This is a genomic window from Vallitalea okinawensis, from assembly GCF_002964605.1.
In the GTDB taxonomy this organism is placed as follows: domain Bacteria; phylum Bacillota; class Clostridia; order Lachnospirales; family PQDH01; genus Vallitalea_A; species Vallitalea_A okinawensis.
Genome location: NZ_PQDH01000003.1, coordinates 496,410 through 515,507, shown reverse-complemented (window position 1 = coordinate 515,507; position 19,098 = coordinate 496,410). Strand labels below are relative to the sequence as shown.

Below are 19,098 nucleotides of genomic sequence, written 5' to 3'. Positions count from 1 at the left end.
TCTATATCACAGGATAAACAAGAAAAAAATTTCTTTGTGATAATCCTGTGACATTTGAATTGTAAAGTGTATGTATAGTTGATGTTAAAACAATATGAACACTTATTAAAACTGGATTTAGAGAAGAAAGGAGGAGGATCGATATGCTTGGTAAAAGACATGAATTAAAATACATGGTGAGTAAAATGGATTATTTAGTTATGGTAAGACGTCTTGATAAGTTATTAAGAAGAGATAATCATTGTAAAGGTAAGGGCTATACAATCACAAGCCTCTATTTTGATGATCTTAATAATCGAGCCTACAAGGAAAAAATAAATGGTGAAGCTATTCGTCATAAATACCGTATTCGCTATTATAATGATAATTTAGATTTTATCAAATTAGAAAGAAAATCAAAAATTAATCAAATGACCATGAAAATAGCTAAACCTCTTGAGAGAGAAGAAGTTATTAAAATATATAATGAAGATTCTCGTTTCTTATTAAATAAAGAGGGTTATCTCTATCATGATTTTTATCGCCAACTCAATCATCGCTTAATACAACCCAAAGTCATTATAAAATATGATCGAGAAGCTTTTACCCATCCTTTAGGTGATCTTAGAATAACTTTTGATCAAAATGTGAAGACAGCCAACACTCAAACTGTTATATTTGATGATGATATTCATTATATATCAGCGTTAGAACCCAACCAAGTCATCGTGGAAGTGAAATTTAATGGTGTATTACCTGACTATATACGAAATCTCATCCAAACAGGCAATGTCATGCAAGCATCAGCGTCTAAATATATTTTTTCAAGAAAATACAATAATTATGTTTAAAGTCAAGGAGGAATTATTATGTCATTTCAAGATATTTTTAATGAAGGATTTTTAGAGAGTGCAACCAGTATATCAGCTACATCCATAGGTATAACATTACTATTAGCATTTATGATTGGTATTTTTATTTTTCAAATCTATAAGAAAACATACCAAAGTGTAGTTTATACAAAGAGTTTTAATATATCTCTAGTCATGATGACTATGGTGACATCTCTCGTAATTTTAGCAGTAACCTCTAATGTAGTCTTATCTCTAGGTATGGTTGGTGCATTAAGTATCGTTCGTTTTAGAAGTGCGGTTAAAGACCCTATGGATATTGTATTTATGTTTTGGGCTATTGCAGCAGGAATTATAACTGGCGCAGGATTCTATCTCCTAGCCGTTGTAGGTTCTTTTGTTCTTGGCATCATCATTTATGTTTTAACTAAAAATGTTAAACAAGAGACCCCTTATATGCTATTAATTAACTTTAGTGATGAATCAGCGGAGCAGCAAATATTGGATAAAATCAAAGTAACAGTTGCTAAATATTTGGTAAGGTCTAAAACGGTAGATGCTGGGGGATCAGAATTAACCATTGAGCTAAGAATTAAAGATGGTGAGACAGCCTTTATCAATGAATTGAATAGGATTAAGTCTGTATCTAACGCTATGCTTGTGAGCAGCAATGAGTATTCTGTCTAAGAAGGTGAGTGTAATGAAATGGCTTAGGATTATAACGGCTTTTATTGGGATTTTAGTGATGCTATTATCGATAGATGGTGTGATGTCACAAAGTGTGGATACAATGAGTGATACTGACGGGAGCATTGTTAATCAAGTGGTATTCCCTCATAACGAAGTTGTTGATGTCTTTATTGATATTGATGAAGAAGTTTATAGCGAAATGATTGAAAATGCAATGAATGAAGAGATAGTTATGGCGGACATAACTTATAACGACTATACTTTTAGTCAAATTGGTATACGAACAAAAGGTAATTCCAGTTTAAGTCAGGTTGCAAATAGTGATAGTGATAGATTCAGCTTTAAAGTCGATTTAGATTACTATATTGATGATCAAAACTTTTATGGGATCACCAAACTGAACCTTAATAATATATTCAGTGATCCAACTATGATGGCAGAGTATCTAGGCTATGAGATGTTAGCAGAGCTAGATGCTGATGCATCAAGAACTACTTATGTTGCTTTATATATCAATGATGAATACAAGGGACTATATCTTTCGGTAGAACAAGTCAACGAAACTTTCTTGCTGGATCATTTTGATAATGCTACAGGTGAACTTTATAAACCAGATATGGGTACTGGTAGCGACTTGGTCTATATTTCTGATAATGGTGCGGACTATACTGGGATGTTCCCTGAAAATTTAGAGGCTTATGATAATGATGATCTAGTTGAATTAATCAAGGGAATTGAGGAAGGTGATGATTTAGAATCCGTTCTTAATGTGGACTCTTTCCTTAAATATTTAGCTATGAGTACGGTAACTATCCATATGGACACTTATCAAGCGGGGATGTATCACAATTATTATTTATACAATAATGATGGTGTATTCGAGTGGATTGCTTGGGACCTCAATATGATTTTTAATGGCTTTCCTAGGACCGGGTTAACTGATGAGGAAGCAACAGAGTTTTTGATAGATGAACCTGTCATTGGAGCTATGGAAAAATACCCTCTAGTAGAAGCTGTATTTGAGAATGAAGAGTACGTTTCACGCTATCATGACTATATAGAAATCTTATTAGATGACTATTTGTCACAGACTAATTTTACAGATAAAGTGATGTCAACCTATGAGATGATCAAGGATTACGTGGAAATTGACCCATCATCTTTTTATACCTACGAGGAATTTGAATCAGCACTTTTTATGGATTCGAATTATAGTTTAAGCTTATTAAGTTTTGTTAATCAAAGAAGTGCTAACATTCGTGAGCAACTTGATGGTACTATACCAGCTACCAACAATGGGCAGGGTAATGTTGGTAGTGGTGGTGGAATGAGAGGTGGTGGCATGAAAAACCAAGGTGATATGCAACCTCCAATGCAAGAAGGTACAGAGAGCCAGATGAATGGTGAAGCGGGAAAAGGCAAAGGTGAGAAGCTTAACATGGAAAATAATGCAGGAAAGGGAGGACAGATGAATGGTTTTCCACCAGATATAAATCTAGAGGATATCGATTTGGAAGAACTTCCAGAAGAATTAAGAACTTATATTGAAAATGGTGAAATGCCGCCTATGGACCTAGTTATGGCATTTAAAGATGATTTACCAGAAGGTTTAATACCTGCTGGAGGTTTTTCCCCAGGAAAGGTTGAACAGGTACAGGAAAATGAACCAGTTGATATGCAAAGTGCTTTAATTAATATAGGGTTACTCATAGTAACATCATTGGGCATGATTGGTTTTTCATACTATTTAAAGAAAAAGTAATTTTTGTTAGTTAGAAAAAGATCATTAATGAAGAAAAAGTGGATGAATATAAATTATATAAAAATGAAGCAGCTTAGACCCTTATAGCCTTAGCTGCTTATTTCATGTTATTATTTACGATTATCTAAATCTTTCAAATAGTTATGTATAGAACGATCATATGTTTTTTCACCTTCTGGAGTAAAAAAGCAACCTGGTAGTTCATTTCTATCACGATGGTGTGAAACACATTGACAGCAATTACCATGTCTTGGACATGAGATCTGAGTACAACGACAATCTTTTTGACAGCTCATAAATACATTCTCCCTTCGTTGATAAATCACAAGCGGTATAAATACATTGTATAAGAAAGCTGTTGTTTCTGTCAATCGGATGAATTACAGTATATTAAGATTAATAGCAAAATATTTATGACTATAGCATAGTTTCAAGGAGTTCTAGTATATTAGAACTCCTTAAAATACATTAAATGAATTATTTTTAGTCTGGAACTTAATCTTCTTTAATATTACGCAGTTGTTCTTTAACATCAGCAATCTCATCGTTGATTGCATTGATTCGGCTCCAAAGTCTTTGACTTTGTTCTCGGGCAGGTTCTTCATTGGCTGGTCCAACATCATCAACACTCAGTTGCACAGTATTAGCTTGATAAGTATGAAGATCAATGCTCTCTAATTCTAAACGATTAAGTTTTTCACGCAGCGTTTTCAATTGTTCCTCTTTATCCATAATCTCACCTTTCAAATTAGATTTAACCTTCCTAGATAAGGTAATTTCATTCCTAAGCATTTAAGGTATATACAATGAGTAAAAAGAATTTGAATCAGGAATTATGAAATTACTCCAGATATAACTATAGAATACCAATTATAAATAAATATATGCACGGTTATACTACAAAGGAACACCAATCTAAATATCGAAAGGAGCAGAGATATGGAAGAAAAAATCATGGCAGTTTCAATTGGAGAAAGAGTTGAAAAGGCACCAGGTGTGCAAGAAGTATTAACAGACAATGGATGTATTATTAAAACTCGTCTTGGTTTACATGATGATGTTGGTCAATCCTGTGCCAATAATGGACTTCTCTTATTGCACATTCAAGGAGAAACTGAAGAAGTTAATCAATTACACTCAAACTTAAAAAATATTGATGGTGTAGGGGTTAATATGATGGATGTAAACCGTTGTTAACACAAATAATATAGTAGTAATGAATTGATCCAGACAGGAGGTTTCGACATGAAACATTTAAGAGTTGAGGTTAATTCCATAGCCAATGCAACTTCGAAAACACAAATCAAAAATGCACTAGATAAAATTGAAGGCGTTGATGAAGTATCCGTAGATAGGGCTGAGAGTACAATAAAGGTGGAGTATAAAGAACCTGCAACTGAACAAGTAATCAAAAACACAATTGAGCATGCCGGTCACAAAATAGAAAGAGAATGGTAAGTAAAGTGGCTATCTAAATACTAATGATGTTTAGATAGTCATTTTTAATCATTAGTTTGACGTTGTAAATATTAAACTGTATAATATTACCTATGAAATATAACAGAGACAAAGGTGGTGGGATTATTAATAATAGATTAAAGATGATTATATCAATATTTTGTACTTTTATATTATTTATAGTTACATCCTGTGCTAATATGTCTAGTAATATTGATATAGAAGATATTGAGTCAATTATGATGGAAGATAAGATTGCCCTTATAATGGCAACTCCAAATTATAATGCCAGAATGAAAGGTGATATCTTTGAACATTATGAACTTTTGCATTCAGATATTGATATCCAATTAACAGATTATTCAGGATCTATCCGAGGAACTGATAGTAGAAGATTGTTTAATACAAAATTGAATTTAGATATTTTATCAGGTAAACAGATTGATTTAATTGATGTGTCAACTATTAATCTGGATAAATACATAGAAAAAAGCTATTTTTTAGAACTGAATGATCTAATGGAACAAGATTATAGATTTCAAATGGAAAATTATTTTCCAAAGGTGATGGAGAGTATTCGTTATGGTAATAGCTACTACTATATGCCTAGAGCTATTCACCCTATTCTCTATTATGTTAATAAAGAAGAATCAAAAGATTTTAATTGGCAAATTGATAATCAATCTATCTCTTGGGATGATTTTTATAATAATATTACACTCTTGGAGCAATCTGGTGAAAATAATTATGTCTTTACTGAACAAGCTCACGAGTATTTTATATTAAACTTAATTAAGGTGAATTTAGATTTTTATACAACAGAGGATGGATTTGTTGAATTAGATCCATTAATACCTAAGTTGAAAGAGTTAGAAAAAAACAAGCGGGTAATTCATCCTTATGCTATCGATCTAGTTTCTTCTAATAAGGCTGGTAAGGTGATTTTAGAGCCAGGATATGGTTTAGATCCAGAAATTCTTACAGCTCTCAAGATGAGAATGGAAACAAGAGAGGTAAGTTTTATAAGTCCTCCTAATCTGTCAGCTGAGCAAGAACTATATCCTTTTACTATTTCAGAGCCATATGCCATATGTGTAAATACAGCATTTCCGGAAGAAACTTGGTTATTGCTCAAGTATCTTATAACAGTAAGGATACCATTGGTGCTGGACCCTCTATCCAATAGATTGCTGAACTTCTCAGAGATGGAAGGTGAGTACTACTCCCATAGAGTAGATCAGTATGATCGTAGGTTTAGATTGGTACCAAAGGTAACAGAGGAAGAGTATCAAGATATTTTGGAGTTATATGACAATCTGAATTATCTTGTAACCATGAGTGCTGACCTGGAGAGTATGATTATGGGCGAAATTATTAGTTATACATCAGGAATAATCAGTATGGAAGAAATGATTCAACAAGTTGAAAATAAAATTAATCTTTATATGAATGAATAATGGTAAAATGGTTACTTTGGCTTGCAATCTTCTTATAATTCATAAAATATTGACGAAAGAAATGTTGTGCTGTATAATATTACCTAAATATAACAGAGTCAGACGGGGGTGGAGATGATTAATATAGGATTGAAAAGGTTAAACGCTCTGATAATGTGCATAATAATAGGCGTTTCAACTCTGTTGGTTGCTTGTGATAAGGAAGAAGTTTCAAAAGATAATGATGTCAATTATGTCACGCAAGGTAGCAACGGTGAAAAAATGGTTCTGAAGGTAGCGTCACCTAACTATCTACATAAAACCGATGCTGTTGATTTTGAACGTTTTGAGTTTCTAAATCCGACTATTGACATTCAAATGACAGATTATTCAGGTTGGTTTCACGATACAGAAAAACTTCAATTATTTAGTAAAAAACTGAACTTAGACTTATTAGCTGGTGTGAACTTAGATATTATTGAAGTATCAAGCATCAATATTGATAAGTATGTGGATAAAAAATATCTTCTAGAACTTAATGATCTTATGGATCAAGATGAAAAGTTTAAATATGAAAACTTTTATCCCAATATAATGGAAGATATTAAATATGGGGAAAGTTTTTATTTCATGCCACGAGAGATTTATCCAATTCTCTATTACGTTAATGAGGAAGAATCTAGAAAATTGGATTGGGAAGTAGATGACCACTATATGTCTTGGGAGCAGTTTACTGACTATGCGATAACTTTAGATGAGTCTGGAGAAGATAGTTATCTTTTCTTATCTCAAAAATATGTTAGCTTTATTTTAGATATCATAAAATGTAACTACAATGAGTTTATCACTGAAGACGGTACTGTCGAAATGGATGCTTTAATCCCCATGCTTAAAGATATGGAGGAAATAACCAAGTTAGTTCATCCACGAGCCACGGACATGTATTCAATCATGAATAAATCCAAAGTAGTTATGAACAGTGAGCTATGGTTTACACCACTGGTTTATACATTTATAAAGTACATGATGGGGACTAGAGATATTGATTATACACGTGTACCAAATTTAAACAATGATTTAGAGAGTTATCCCTATGATATATCCATTGCTTATGCTATAAGTGCTACCTCACAACATCAAGAAGAAGCTTGGGAATTTTTGAGGCATAGTATTACATATAGAAATAAAAAGGAAATTGAACAAATGGCCAACTTATTAGGGAACAGAGCTGAAATGGAATATTGTTATAACCTTGCAAAAGTTGATCGATATGCTTTATCAATTATTCCCAAAGTGGAGGTTGAAGAATATTATGATATTTTAGCTTACTATGACAATCTTAATAATCTGGTTCGAATGGATATCGTAATCGAAAATCTCATTGTAGAAGAAATCAATAATTATGTCAATGGTTTCATCACTGTTGAAGATATGATCCAAAACATTGAGAATAAGGTTAATATATACATCAATGAATAAAGTTCTTTCGTTAAAATAACCACTAAGAAAGTGGTTATTTTTTTGTGCAGAATTATAGTTGATATTTTAGTAAACATTTACTAAAATAATATTATGTTTTACTAAAAATTAATACGACAAAGGAGATTGACTAATGGCTATCTATTATAATCAAGAACAAAGAACATTCCATTTACAAAATGATAAAATCAGTTACATAATGAGTATTATGAGAAATGGTCAATTAGGGCATCTGTATTTTGGAAAGAGGGTGAATGATAATAATCATTTTACACGTATGCATGTGATGGCTAAGCGTGGATTCACCTGTTATGCATATGAAGGTGATACAACTTTTTCATTGGATCTTATGCGTCAAGAATATCCGTCCTATGGCACAACTGATTTTAGAGAACCAGCATTTCAAATTAGTCAAGAAAACGGTTCTAGGATCACGGATTTTAAATATAAGTCTCATCGTATATATAGTGGGAAACCAGAACTTACTGATCTTCCAGCCACATATGTAGAGTCACCTGAAGAAGCAGAGACTCTGGAAATTCACCTCTTAGATGATGTGATTAACTGTAAAATTATTTTATATTATTCCATATTTAAAGATTATGCAGCTATTGCACGTAGTGCTCAGTTCATCAACCATAGTCATGAAGAGCTTAATTTAACAAGAGCTTTAAGTATGTCTATAGACTTACCTGATTCGGATTATGATATGGTTTATTTAGCGGGTAAGTGGACACGAGAATGTCATCTAAAAAAGCGTCCACTTAATGCTGGATTGCAAGGCATATCCAGTTCAAGAGGGGCTTCAAGTTCCATACAAAACCCCTTCTTTGCACTAGCTAGAGAAAAGACTGATGAAAATGTAGGTGAAGTCTATGGGTTTAGCTTCGTATATAGTGGGAACTTCTTAGGGCAGGTAGAAGTCAATTTTGATGATGAAGCAAGGGTGAGCATGGGTATTAACCCCTTTGACTTCAATTGGCTTTTAACCAGTAGTGAAAGCTTTCAAACACCTGAGGTTGTCTTAACTTATTCCGATAGAGGATTTAATGGTATGAGTCAAACTTATCATTCCCTATACCGTAATCGATTAGTTAAGAGTAGCTGGCGTGATCAAGTACGTCCTATTCTGATTAATAATTGGGAAGCTACTTATTTTGATTTTACAGAAAGTCAAATTTTAAAACTTGCTCAAGAAGCTAAAGATCTGGGTATAGAATTATTTGTATTGGATGATGGATGGTTTGGACAACGTCATGACAATACGTCATCCTTGGGGGATTGGTTTCCTAATAAAGAAAAATTACCTCATGGCATTAAAGGATTAGCTGAAAAGATCGAGGACTTAGGATTAAAATTTGGCTTATGGTTCGAACCGGAAATGATTAGTAAGAAAAGTATACTTTTTGAAAAGCATCCTGACTGGCGGATACAAGTGATTAATCGTCCTCTCTCCCATGGAAGAAATCAGTACATCTTAGATTTTACAAGAGAAGAAGTAGTTAACTATGTTTTTGATATGATGGCCCAGATTTTAGATGATGCACCTGTTTCATACGTTAAATGGGATATGAATCGATTCATGACTGAGGTGGGCTCATTAGCTTTACCTCCGAAGAGGCAAGGAGAAGTGGCCCATCGCTATATCTTAGGTGTCTATCGTTTATACCGCAAACTAAGCCATGCTTTTCCGAATATACTTTTTGAATCCTGCGCAAGTGGTGGAGGGCGATTTGATCCCGGAATGCTATATCATGCACCTCAAACATGGACAAGTGATGATACAGATGCTATAGAAAGAACGATGATTCAATATGGAACATCTTATGTTTATCCGTTATCAAGTATGGGCTCTCATGTATCTGCGGTTCCTAATCATCAGGTTGGTCGCATGACACCTCTTTCAACTCGAGGTAATGTAGCATACTTTGGAACTTTTGGTTACGAGTTAGATGTGACATCAATGACCGATGAAGAGAAGGAAGAAGTTAAGGAACAGATTGCTTTCTTTAAGGAAAATCGTTTACTCATCCGCCAAGGACTCTTTTACCGTATGGATAATCCTTTTGATAAGAAACGAAACTTTACTTCTTGGATGGTCGTATCAGAAGATCAAAAGGAGGCTTTAGTAGGCTATTACTACCTGTTAGCTCAACCAGACACAAGATATGATATACTGAATTTAACTGGTTTAGACACGGATCAGCTTTATAGGATTGAAGGTATGGATGGGGAGTATTTTGGTGATGAGCTAATGCAAATAGGGGTAATAATTCATGGAAAGAAGGATTTTCATTCAGGTTTACTTCGTTTAAAAGCAATTGATAAATAGATGGGCATACTGTATAATGAAAGGGAAAATTAGATGAGGATAGTATAGAAAATTTGTCATATTGGGAGGAACAACATGGCAACTATTAAAGATATAGCAAGAGTAGCAGGGGTATCCCCTGCTACTGTTTCAAGGGTTTTAAATTCTGATCCCAAGTTATCTGTAGCTAATGAAACTCGTGCAAAAATCCTTGAGGCAGCTAAGTCTCTAAAATACGAAAAGAAAAAGCAAGTTCTATATAGAGAAAATATGAAACTAGGAATTATTGATTGGTTCGTACAAAAGAAAAGAACTGACGATCCCTATTACTATTATCTATGGACAGCATTACAACAAAAATGCTCAGAGCATCGTATTCAACTAATTAGTTTACCAGAAGAATTGTGTGGATATGATCAAGTTGATGGGATCATCATTATTGGAGCCATAGATGATAATCAACTTGGAAAAGTGCTGGAAGTAAGTGAACACATTACATTTGTGGATAACTATTTTAATGAATATCAGTATGATTATGTAGGGATTCATTATCGATTTGGGGTCTCAAAGGCACTTGAGTATTTACTAAGCTTAGGGCACAGAGAAATAGCTTTTATTGGCGGGAAGCATGAAAGTGACTTTGGTGATTCACGTTATAAAGTATATAAAGATTTCATGGAAAAAGAAAATATATACAATAATGCTGATGTGTACCTAAACAGTTTTAATGCAGAAGCTGGTTATCAACTTATGCGTGAACTGTTGAATAAAGATAAACGTCCAACAGCATGCTTGGTAGCTAGCGATACCATGGCAGCAGGTGTTTTGAGAGCTCTCTATGAAGAAGATGTTAAGGTACCAGAGGATATGAGTATTGTAGGGTTTAATGATCTGCCTACAAGCAAGTACATGAATCCACCTTTAACCACTGTTAGAATACCTATTGAAGAGGTAGCAGAAGCAATTATAGACACAGTTATTAACAGAATAAAGAGTAAGCGTATAGTAGGTCGTACAGTGTTAGTTCCCACTCAATTAATTATAAGAGATAGTTGTCAGGGAATCTAAAGAGCATTATGGACAAAAGCAGCGATTTTATTAACAGGGATATCTGTTATAGAGCCTACAGAAATATTTTTTGGCTGACGGTAACCTCCTAAATGTCTATTAAAAGATATAGGTTGCTGAGGATGATTCAATGGATTATCTGGAGGAGGTCCCATTTTGGTCACAATACTAACCATATAAGAGTTAACTGATAATAGGACACCAGTAAAACCTAATCCACTTTTTCCACCTGAATCCGTAAAAATTGTAACAGTTTTTCCAATATATTTAGAAAGATGCTTCAAAAAAGCATCTTGTTCATATTCATGATAGCGTTGATTGTTCATGATAGTCACCTAAAAAAAGATCTTTAGTTTAATATATGTATCATGATAATCTTAATATTACAAGACTGAAGCGGTAAATTGCTTTAAATATAAGAGTAGCTGACCGAAGTCAGCTACCTCTTAGCAATAAGCTATTAGTTCGTTAAATTGCATTATGAACAAATGATGCAATACTTTCGATAGGAATAACTGTAATGGAGCCTAAAGGATTATAGTAACCGCAGCCACCTTTTCCTTTTCCTCCGCCATAACCGCCATAACCATAGCCGCCATAGCCGTAAGCATAACCATCATAACCATAACCGCAGCTTCCAGGATAACCACAATCGCTACCTACTGGGCAAGAAGGAGCTCCGCCTACGCGAGTGATTAATCTAACGAAGCAGTCATCTACAGATACTAATACGCCAGTAAAACCACTACCTGATAATCCACCACTTTCAGTGAAAATAGTTACTGTCTGGCCAATAAATCTCCTTAAAGCACAACAAATATCATCGTTACAACAACAATCATAACCTGGCATATTCAAGGCCTCCTTTTTCTATAATATTTTTAATAAATTAAATTGCATTATGAACAAATGATGCAATACTTTCAATTGGTATTGTACAAATAGAACCTAAAAGATTGTAACCGCCACAGTCTCCACCATAGCCATAGTTACCTTTGCCACCGCCGCCATAGCCGCCATAGCCGCCATAGCCACCGTAACCGCAACCTGCATCAGGATAACCACAATCGCTACCTACTGGACAAGTAGGAGGGGCACCCACACGAGCTAGTAATTTTACGAAACACTCATCAACATAAATAAGAACACCAGTAAATCCACTACCTGATAAGCCACCACTTTCTGTGAAAATAGTCACTGTTTGACCTATGAAAGGTTTTAATGCACAACAAATATCATCATTACAACAACAATTATTATAATCAGGCATATTAGTCCTCCTTTCAAAATTTCTATCTTAAAGGACTTTTCCTTGTCCTTTACATTAATATATTATGAGCCAAGGATATAGTTGGTGATAAAATTTGTACAAAAAACTTGTTATTGAATAAAAAAATTATTTGGACGAGTAAGGAAGGCATTATGCTGTGGGAAGGAGCTGGAAATGGAAAATCATATTATAAATTTAAAAGAAAATGTAATTGAGAAATTATTAGCAATTTCTCCTGATGATATATTAGGATTTATCATTGGAGTTTTGATAACGATTTTTGTAGCCTTTGTATCCCAAAAAATAAGTAAAAAGATTATTCTAAGGATGACTAAAAAGGTAGTTGCAAGAACTAAGAATGAGTGGGACGGTAAACTTTACGATCGTAAAGTATTTCATCGACTATCACATATAATACCTGGTTTCATCATATTAATTGTTGCCAGTGTTGTCGGAACATTATTTGAAAACAATATTTACGGTGAAGTGATCTATTCAGCTGGTGGTATCTACCTCGTTATTACAGTTATTCTTGTAATTAATGCATCTTTAAATGCAATAGGCGATATCTTAAGAGAGCATAGCGCCTTAAAGCAATTACCCATTAATAGCTACATACAAATTATTAAAATAGCATTTTTCGGGTTTTTTGGTTTGTTACTAGTTGGTGATTTACTGATAGACCAAAGTTTTTTTATGACTTTAATAGGTGGGATTGGTGGTATATCAGCTGTATCACTATTGGTTTTTAGGGATTCTATTACTGGTTTCATGTCAGGAATTATTCTGATGACAAATGAGATGGTTAAAGTAGGGGATTGGATAGAAGTACCGCACTTTAATGCTGATGGAGAAGTTGTTGATATGACTTTGAATACAGTTAAAGTGAAGAACTGGGATAATAGTATTACAACGATTCCGCCCTACTCCCTCTTAAGTGATTCTTTTGTCAACTGGGAGAATATGCAACGATTGAGTGCAAGAAGAATAAAACGTCACTTGAATATTGACATCAATTCTGTGAGATTTGCTGATGACGATTTAATCCATCAATTAGTTAATAAAAAACTTCTATCAGAGGACATATTGCGTGAGAGGCAATGTACAAATATTGGTTTATTTAGACAGTATGCAGTAAGCTATTTGAAAAATCATGAGCATATACGAAAGGACTTGACTTGTATGGTGCGACAGCTTCAGCCTGGAGAACAAGGTATACCTATAGAAGCTTATGCCTTTAGTGGTATAACCAATTGGGTCAGTTACGAGAATTTACAGGCAGAAATTATAGAAAATTTTATTGCTGTTTTGCCATCTTTTGGATTGAAGTTGCATCAGAATCCTTCGGGAAGTGATTTCCAACAATTGAGTAAATCAAATGAATAAAACAAGCTTCATAGAATACATTCTACGTTTACCGGATCATTGGGAGGGGTAATTCCATCCTTGAAGTTGGGATAAAATATGCTTGACAAAACATTCTATAAGAGTTATGATGAAGATGACAAGGGTGTCACAATACTTGTGGCATCATATTTTTTACTTGTGATATGACAATGGTGTCATGAGAGGAGAGGTGATGCGATGCCTTCACAAACTTTTTTTAATCTACCTGAAGAAAAGAAGAGTAAAATCTTACACGCGGCTATTGATGAATTTGCCAGAACAACATATAAGGATTCAAGTATTGCCCATATTATTAAAGCGGCAGGTATACCTAGAGGGAGTTTTTATCAATATTTTGAAGATAAAAAGGATCTTTATATGTATATAATTGATACCTTAGCTGCCGAGAAGGCAGAAGTATTTAAGCCTATATTTGTTGAAATGGATCAATATAGTTTTAGTGAGTTATATACAAAACTGTGTTATCTAGGTGTTGATTTTGGATTAGAACATCCTAAGTACTTAGCGATTTCGGAATTTTTGTTAATGGATACAGAGTTAAAGAAGGAGGTCTATAGCAAACATAAATCAAAAAGTGATAATATTTATACCATCATGTTAAATCAAGCTAATGCTAGAGGTGAACTTCGTGAAGGGATAGATATAAAGATTGCTAGTGATATGCTTTTTACTGTATCTAATACGATGATAGAAAATTACTACAAAGAAAATCCAAAAGATCATTTTCAAAACCTGAAAGAATATATGGATGGTATGATTGATATTTTGAAACATGGACTATTGAAAGAGAAGTAAATCTTCTCTAACTACACATATAACTGAAAATTATGAAATTAAAGATTTGGATGAATATTATGTGAATATAAAATTTAAAGGAGGAAGCTTATGGTTCAAGTAAATAATCTATATCATTCTTATACCAAAGATGATAATTATGCAGTAGAAAATGTGAGTTTCGATATTAAAAAGGGTGAGATATTTGGATTCTTAGGTCCCAGTGGTGCTGGTAAATCTACAACGCAAATGATTTTAACAGGACTATTACAACGACAACAAGGAGATATCATTATCGATGGTACGAAGCTTATTAAACCTGGAGCTGAGTATTTTAATCAAATTGGAGTTTCTTTCGAACGAGCAAATGTCTATAGACAATTAAGTGGGTACGATAACTTAGCTTTTCATGCAAAAATGTTTGATGTTGAGACCATCGAACCAGGCATATTGTTGGAACAAGTAGGTCTTTTGGATGATCAAAAGAAAAAGGCAGGGAAGTATTCAAAAGGGATGTTGCAAAGATTGGTTTTTGCAAGATCGATGATCAATCGACCAAAACTCTGGTTTTTGGATGAGCCAACATCGGGATTAGATCCGAATACAGCTAGTAACATTAAGGGGATTATTAGACAAAAGCAGCAAGAAGGAAGCACCATTTTCCTAACAACACACAACATGTATATTGCTGATGAATTGTGTGATAGAGTGGCATTAATTGTAGATGGAAAGATCAGTATGATTGATACACCTAAGAATTTAAAATTACAATATGGGGATCAATATGTAGCTGTGGAATATAAAGAAAATAATCGACTTATGAAGGAAAATCTTCATCTGAATAAACAAGATCAGAAACAGCGATTAAATAACATCATGATGGAGAAAGAGATTCTTACGGTTCATTCAGGTGAGCCAACTCTTGAAGAAGTTTTTCTTCGCGTTACAGGTAGGGGGTTGGAATAAATGATAGCACGTATAAGAGCTCTCATAAAAAAGGAGTTTATACTAGGTAGTAAGAACTATTTCACAGCTGTTATTATAGCAACGGCAATTATGTTCGCTCTTATTATTCGCTTTGTAATACCAGAAGATATGAGCCATCAAGCAACCATTTTTTTTGCTGTTGATCAGCAGGTATTAGATTCCTTTGGAACATTATTGGAAGATGATCAACAGGTATTAGAATCAAGGGATGCAATAATTGAAGCCATGGAAGCAAATATTAACAGCGTCGGTGTTTATTTGACATTGATGAATGATACACCAGAAGTAGAATTAATTTTACAGGGGCATGAAAGTAAGTCTATGGTTGAATTGTATAAGCTGTCCATTCGGCGTCAAATGAAAACAATGTATGAGAGTGATGAAGAGTCTTGGGAGGGAGCATACTCCGTCCAATTATTAAAAGATTATAATTCTGAACCTAATATACCTTTTAATCATTCAATGATTCCTCTGTTCATTCTATTTGAATCAACATTAGTCGGATTTGTTATGATTGCTACACTGATTTTCAGTGAGAAAGAAGAACGTACTGAATTAGCCTTTGCTATAACGCCAGGACGGATTGGGGAGTTATTAGTATCAAAAGCAGTCTTCATAGCTGTTTTGGGTTTAGTCAGTTGTTGCATCATCACCATACCAACTGTTGGCTTGAAAGGAAGTTTTAGCTTTGTACTTCTTTTAGTGTTTGTAGGCAATATTTTTGGGTCTTCAATTGGTTTATTGATAGCATCATTTTTTAAGGACCTATCGAAGTCTATGGTATGGATTATATTACTGTCTTTAATCCTTTCAGCACCTATGATTTCTTATTTTGTACCGGCTTATAATCCAACCTGGCTCAAAATAATACCTACGTATCCACTGATGTATGCTCTAAAAGAAGCTTACTTCCCAACTGGCAATACATCAATGATTATCAATACTCTAGGGGTATTTTTATTACTGGATGTTGTTGTGTTTTTTATTACCAGCCAAATATTTAGTAGAAGATTAGTTAAAGGATAGGAGGGGAGACAATGAAGCGAATTATCAATTTATTTTGTCATGATATGCATATTGCCGTTAGGGATTTTATGTTAGCCTATATACTATTAGCACCTATATTGCTAGCATTTTTAATACAACTCTTTGTGCCAACGGTGGAAGAGGCTCCCTTTACTTTTGCTTTACACAAGAATGTTGAGTTGGAACTACGACATGTATTTGAGAGTTATGGTGATGTAGAGGTTTACGATGATTTAGGTCAGATTGAAAATCGTGTCAACGGCTTAGGAGATACTGAAGGACTCTACAGGCAAAAAGATGGGCAGTACATGATCATACAAGAAGGTAATGAAAAAGAGAACCTGATAAAGGTTATTCTAGACGATTATTTTTATAATGGAAATTACAATGTGGTTATAGGTATATCTGATATTGGGTATTCTTTGTCTCCTATCGCTTCAATAGGGAGTATAAGTGTCATTATAACGGCTATTGTGTTAAGTGGTATGTTCATTGGGTTAAGTATTATTGAAGATAAAGAACAAAGGACATTAGCAGCATTGAATGTAACTCCAATGTCAAAGAGTGAATATATAATCGGGAAAAGCAGCTTAGGTTTAATTCTATCTATTATTAATACCATATTGGTATTATGGATCTTCAATTTAATGAACATTAATATTTTACAGGTTATTTTATTAGCTATCACATCCTATAGTTTAGCCTTAGTATTTGGTTTCTTTATGGGAGTAACCAGTTCTAATCAGACAGAAGGAATAGCTACAGCTAAAATATTCCTTTTCATAATATCTATATCTATAATAGGAGCTCTGCTGCTGCCGAATAACTTTCAATTCTTTCTATACTGGTCCCCCTATTATTGGTCATTTAAAGGTTTAATGGATGTTGTCACAGAAGTAGCCAGTTGGACAGAAGTGGTAATTTACAGTTGTATCATCCTAGGTTTAACGGGTCTCTTTTTCTTAGGCATGAAAAAGAAGATTGTTAATGGTCTTAACGCGTAAAATGCATATTGAAATATTGGGAACTAATCCAAACGATTGAATAGCACGTATAAAGTATGACTTCTATATAAGTAGCCATACTGCGTATGTGCTATTTTTAACCATGCTTTTCTAAGCATTATTTTCTTTTTGCAGATTTTGAAATATAGTAATAGTAACTTTTATTGATATTAGGGTATTTCATCTATTGAAAAAAAATGCATTTAATGAGATAATATATGTTGGAGATATAAGGACACAAGAATCTCAGTATTCAAAATGTGAGAGAATTGTTAGTTATCTGATAATATTCATGAAAAGAGGCGATAAGGATGGAGAATGAAAAGCTACAAGAAAATGTTACAATGGATGACTTCATTGACGACATTGAGAAAAACGTAAAGAAGATTTATCCAGATGATATTATTAAAGGTAAGGTTATTTCTGTTAACGAAGAAGAAATTCTTGTTAATATAGGGTTTTATGCTGATGGCATTATCCCAAAAAATGAATTTTCCTTTGAAAATGTCGATTTAAAGTCTGCAGTTAATGAAGGCGATGAAATTGATGTTATGATTCTCAAAGTAGATGATGGTGAAGGGAATGTTCTTCTCTCAAAGAAGAAAGCCGAGCAAATTGTTGTTTGGGATGATTTGAAAGACATTTTTGAAAAGCAAGAAGAAATTGAATTACCTGTAAAAGATGTAGTTAAAGGTGGCGTTGTAGTTAACTTCAAGGGGGTTAGAGGTTTTATACCAGCGTCACAACTTTCTGTTGATTATGTAAGTGATTTAAAGCCTTACGTCGGTACTTCAATCAAACTACGTCTTATTGAATTCGACAAAGATAATAAAAAAGTTATTTTTTCACATAAAGTAATTGAACAAGAAGAAAGACAACGTCAAAGAGAAAAACTTCTTCAAACTATTGAAAAAGGTCAAAAATTCAGTGGAAAAGTTGTTCGTTTAGCTCGTTTTGGAGCATTTGTTGATTTAGGTGGTGTTCAAGGACTCATTCATAATAGCGATTTATCTTGGAAAAAGGTTAAACATCCTAGTGATATTGTCAAAGAAGGGGATGTTGTTGATGTATACGTAATCGACTTCAAGAAAGAAGAAGGTAAGATTGCATTAGGCTTAAAAGATGTGAATGACGACCCTTGGAAGAAGGCAAGTGAACAATATAAAGTTGGTAACGTAGTCATGGGTAAGGTTAGTCGTCTAGCAGGATTCGGAGCTTTTGTTGAATTAGAATCAGGAATAGAAGGATTGGTTCATATTTCCGAAATCTCTGAAAAGCGTATAAGCAAGCCAGATGATGAGTTAGAATTTGGGCAAGAAGTAAAAGTGAAGATTTTAAGTGTTGATAGCTCATCAAGAAAATTAAGCTTAAGCATGAAAGAAGCTTTAGCAGAAGCAGCAAGAGCTAATATACCTGAAGAGTATAAAGAGGAACAAGAAATCGGTACAACTTTAGGTGATTTATTCAATATAAACTTAGATTAATCTATTAGTCCAAATGAATATGAGTGGTTGATTAAAAGTGTCATGAATAATGGCACTTTTTTTAGTTTTTCACTACTCAATTATTATAAAATAGTTTATAATAGATTAACAT

At 33.7% G+C, this 19,098-nt stretch carries 20 protein-coding genes; 15 read left to right on the top strand and 5 right to left on the bottom strand.

Going from position 1 to position 19,098, the window contains the following annotated elements:
- Positions 1 to 143 precede the first annotated feature (143 nt).
- From C1Y58_RS11840 to C1Y58_RS11830, 3 genes are read left to right on the top strand one after another with little or no spacing between them, the layout of a single operon-like run.
- The gene (locus tag C1Y58_RS11840; RefSeq protein WP_105616251.1) at positions 144 to 830 is read left to right on the top strand and encodes a polyphosphate polymerase domain-containing protein; all 687 of its coding nucleotides are present in this window, start codon (positions 144 to 146) and stop codon (positions 828 to 830) included.
- Between the two features lie 18 nt (positions 831 to 848).
- Complete coding sequence (locus C1Y58_RS11835; protein WP_105616250.1) at positions 849 to 1,517, top strand: DUF4956 domain-containing protein; 669 nt, start codon at positions 849 to 851, stop codon at positions 1,515 to 1,517.
- Between the two features lie 13 nt (positions 1,518 to 1,530).
- Entirely contained in the window at positions 1,531 to 3,282 is a 1,752-nt protein-coding gene (locus C1Y58_RS11830) for a CotH kinase family protein (protein ID WP_157950060.1), read from the top strand.
- Positions 3,283 to 3,392: 110 nt separating this feature from the next.
- Here C1Y58_RS11830 and C1Y58_RS11825 read toward each other — a convergent pair whose 3' ends face one another.
- Together C1Y58_RS11825 and C1Y58_RS11820 are read right to left on the bottom strand one after the other, a co-directional pair.
- Positions 3,393 to 3,578, bottom strand: a complete 186-nt coding sequence (locus C1Y58_RS11825) for a DUF6485 family protein (protein ID WP_105616248.1) — start codon at positions 3,576 to 3,578, stop codon at positions 3,393 to 3,395.
- A gap of 199 nt (positions 3,579 to 3,777) precedes the next feature.
- The gene (locus C1Y58_RS11820) at positions 3,778 to 3,996 is read right to left on the bottom strand and encodes a hypothetical protein (RefSeq protein ID WP_157950059.1); all 219 of its coding nucleotides are present in this window, start codon (positions 3,994 to 3,996) and stop codon (positions 3,778 to 3,780) included.
- Positions 3,997 to 4,221: 225 nt separating this feature from the next.
- On the opposite strand from C1Y58_RS11820, the gene C1Y58_RS11815 reads away from it, so the two are divergent.
- The 6 genes from C1Y58_RS11815 to C1Y58_RS11790 all read left to right on the top strand — a co-directional run bounded on the left by C1Y58_RS11815 (position 4,222) and on the right by C1Y58_RS11790 (position 11,034).
- A complete protein-coding gene (locus C1Y58_RS11815) occupies positions 4,222 to 4,479 on the top strand; it encodes a CPF_0552 family protein (RefSeq protein WP_105616246.1) in 258 nt (85 codons plus the stop codon).
- A 48-nt stretch (positions 4,480 to 4,527) separates the two neighbouring features.
- The gene (locus C1Y58_RS11810) at positions 4,528 to 4,740 is read left to right on the top strand and encodes a heavy-metal-associated domain-containing protein (protein ID WP_105616245.1); all 213 of its coding nucleotides are present in this window, start codon (positions 4,528 to 4,530) and stop codon (positions 4,738 to 4,740) included.
- Between the two features lie 92 nt (positions 4,741 to 4,832).
- Complete coding sequence (locus tag C1Y58_RS11805; protein ID WP_170311581.1) at positions 4,833 to 6,197, top strand: extracellular solute-binding protein; 1,365 nt, start codon at positions 4,833 to 4,835, stop codon at positions 6,195 to 6,197.
- Between the two features lie 114 nt (positions 6,198 to 6,311).
- Entirely contained in the window at positions 6,312 to 7,655 is a 1,344-nt protein-coding gene (locus tag C1Y58_RS11800) for an ABC transporter substrate-binding protein (protein ID WP_105616243.1), read from the top strand.
- A gap of 133 nt (positions 7,656 to 7,788) precedes the next feature.
- A complete protein-coding gene (locus C1Y58_RS11795) occupies positions 7,789 to 9,987 on the top strand; it encodes an alpha-galactosidase (RefSeq protein ID WP_105616242.1) in 2,199 nt (732 codons plus the stop codon).
- A gap of 75 nt (positions 9,988 to 10,062) precedes the next feature.
- Positions 10,063 to 11,034 (top strand): LacI family DNA-binding transcriptional regulator, encoded by a 972-nt coding sequence (locus tag C1Y58_RS11790; RefSeq protein ID WP_105616241.1) that lies wholly within the window; start codon positions 10,063 to 10,065, stop codon positions 11,032 to 11,034.
- On the opposite strand, the gene C1Y58_RS11785 is transcribed toward C1Y58_RS11790, so the two are convergent.
- The 3 genes from C1Y58_RS11785 to C1Y58_RS11775 all read right to left on the bottom strand — a co-directional run bounded on the left by C1Y58_RS11785 (position 11,031) and on the right by C1Y58_RS11775 (position 12,304).
- Entirely contained in the window at positions 11,031 to 11,360 is a 330-nt protein-coding gene (locus C1Y58_RS11785; RefSeq protein WP_105616240.1) for a hypothetical protein, read from the bottom strand. The two genes, C1Y58_RS11790 and C1Y58_RS11785, sit on opposite strands and share 4 nt — an antisense overlap.
- Positions 11,361 to 11,502: 142 nt before the next feature.
- Entirely contained in the window at positions 11,503 to 11,886 is a 384-nt protein-coding gene (locus C1Y58_RS11780) for a hypothetical protein (protein ID WP_105616239.1), read from the bottom strand.
- Positions 11,887 to 11,923: 37 nt separating this feature from the next.
- On the bottom strand, positions 11,924 to 12,304 hold the full coding sequence (locus C1Y58_RS11775) for a hypothetical protein (RefSeq protein WP_105616238.1): 381 nt from the start codon (positions 12,302 to 12,304) through the stop codon (positions 11,924 to 11,926).
- A 174-nt stretch (positions 12,305 to 12,478) separates the two neighbouring features.
- Here C1Y58_RS11775 and C1Y58_RS11770 point away from each other — a divergent pair, with 174 nt between their 5' ends.
- The 6 genes from C1Y58_RS11770 to rpsA all read left to right on the top strand — a co-directional run bounded on the left by C1Y58_RS11770 (position 12,479) and on the right by rpsA (position 18,986).
- On the top strand, positions 12,479 to 13,690 hold the full coding sequence (locus tag C1Y58_RS11770) for a mechanosensitive ion channel family protein (protein WP_105616237.1): 1,212 nt from the start codon (positions 12,479 to 12,481) through the stop codon (positions 13,688 to 13,690).
- A gap of 198 nt (positions 13,691 to 13,888) precedes the next feature.
- The gene (locus C1Y58_RS11765) at positions 13,889 to 14,506 is read left to right on the top strand and encodes a TetR/AcrR family transcriptional regulator (RefSeq protein ID WP_105616236.1); all 618 of its coding nucleotides are present in this window, start codon (positions 13,889 to 13,891) and stop codon (positions 14,504 to 14,506) included.
- Between the two features lie 90 nt (positions 14,507 to 14,596).
- Positions 14,597 to 15,451, top strand: a complete 855-nt coding sequence (locus C1Y58_RS11760; protein WP_105616235.1) for an ABC transporter ATP-binding protein — start codon at positions 14,597 to 14,599, stop codon at positions 15,449 to 15,451.
- A complete protein-coding gene (locus tag C1Y58_RS11755) occupies positions 15,452 to 16,498 on the top strand; it encodes an ABC transporter permease (protein WP_105616234.1) in 1,047 nt (348 codons plus the stop codon).
- Positions 16,499 to 16,509: 11 nt separating this feature from the next.
- Positions 16,510 to 17,502, top strand: a complete 993-nt coding sequence (locus C1Y58_RS11750; RefSeq protein ID WP_105616233.1) for an ABC transporter permease — start codon at positions 16,510 to 16,512, stop codon at positions 17,500 to 17,502.
- Between the two features lie 311 nt (positions 17,503 to 17,813).
- Positions 17,814 to 18,986, top strand: coding sequence for a 30S ribosomal protein S1 (gene rpsA / locus C1Y58_RS11745; protein ID WP_105616232.1), 1,173 nt, complete (start codon positions 17,814 to 17,816; stop codon positions 18,984 to 18,986).
- The last annotated feature ends 112 nt before the right edge of the window (positions 18,987 to 19,098 follow it).

Coding starts and splice junctions, on each gene's coding strand:
- C1Y58_RS11840 (WP_105616251.1), top strand. CDS start 144: ATGCTTGGTAAAAGACATGAATTAAAATACATGGTGAGTAAAATGGAT.
- C1Y58_RS11835 (WP_105616250.1), top strand. CDS start 849: ATGTCATTTCAAGATATTTTTAATGAAGGATTTTTAGAGAGTGCAACC.
- C1Y58_RS11830 (WP_157950060.1), top strand. CDS start 1,531: ATGAAATGGCTTAGGATTATAACGGCTTTTATTGGGATTTTAGTGATG.
- C1Y58_RS11825 (WP_105616248.1), bottom strand. CDS start 3,578: ATGAGCTGTCAAAAAGATTGTCGTTGTACTCAGATCTCATGTCCAAGA.
- C1Y58_RS11815 (WP_105616246.1), top strand. CDS start 4,222: ATGGAAGAAAAAATCATGGCAGTTTCAATTGGAGAAAGAGTTGAAAAG.
- C1Y58_RS11810 (WP_105616245.1), top strand. CDS start 4,528: ATGAAACATTTAAGAGTTGAGGTTAATTCCATAGCCAATGCAACTTCG.
- C1Y58_RS11805 (WP_170311581.1), top strand. CDS start 4,833: ATGAAATATAACAGAGACAAAGGTGGTGGGATTATTAATAATAGATTA.
- C1Y58_RS11800 (WP_105616243.1), top strand. CDS start 6,312: ATGATTAATATAGGATTGAAAAGGTTAAACGCTCTGATAATGTGCATA.
- C1Y58_RS11795 (WP_105616242.1), top strand. CDS start 7,789: ATGGCTATCTATTATAATCAAGAACAAAGAACATTCCATTTACAAAAT.
- C1Y58_RS11790 (WP_105616241.1), top strand. CDS start 10,063: ATGGCAACTATTAAAGATATAGCAAGAGTAGCAGGGGTATCCCCTGCT.
- C1Y58_RS11785 (WP_105616240.1), bottom strand. CDS start 11,360: ATGAACAATCAACGCTATCATGAATATGAACAAGATGCTTTTTTGAAG.
- C1Y58_RS11780 (WP_105616239.1), bottom strand. CDS start 11,886: ATGCCAGGTTATGATTGTTGTTGTAACGATGATATTTGTTGTGCTTTA.
- C1Y58_RS11775 (WP_105616238.1), bottom strand. CDS start 12,304: ATGCCTGATTATAATAATTGTTGTTGTAATGATGATATTTGTTGTGCA.
- C1Y58_RS11770 (WP_105616237.1), top strand. CDS start 12,479: ATGGAAAATCATATTATAAATTTAAAAGAAAATGTAATTGAGAAATTA.
- C1Y58_RS11765 (WP_105616236.1), top strand. CDS start 13,889: ATGCCTTCACAAACTTTTTTTAATCTACCTGAAGAAAAGAAGAGTAAA.
- C1Y58_RS11760 (WP_105616235.1), top strand. CDS start 14,597: ATGGTTCAAGTAAATAATCTATATCATTCTTATACCAAAGATGATAAT.
- C1Y58_RS11755 (WP_105616234.1), top strand. CDS start 15,452: ATGATAGCACGTATAAGAGCTCTCATAAAAAAGGAGTTTATACTAGGT.
- C1Y58_RS11750 (WP_105616233.1), top strand. CDS start 16,510: ATGAAGCGAATTATCAATTTATTTTGTCATGATATGCATATTGCCGTT.
- rpsA (WP_105616232.1), top strand. CDS start 17,814: ATGGAGAATGAAAAGCTACAAGAAAATGTTACAATGGATGACTTCATT.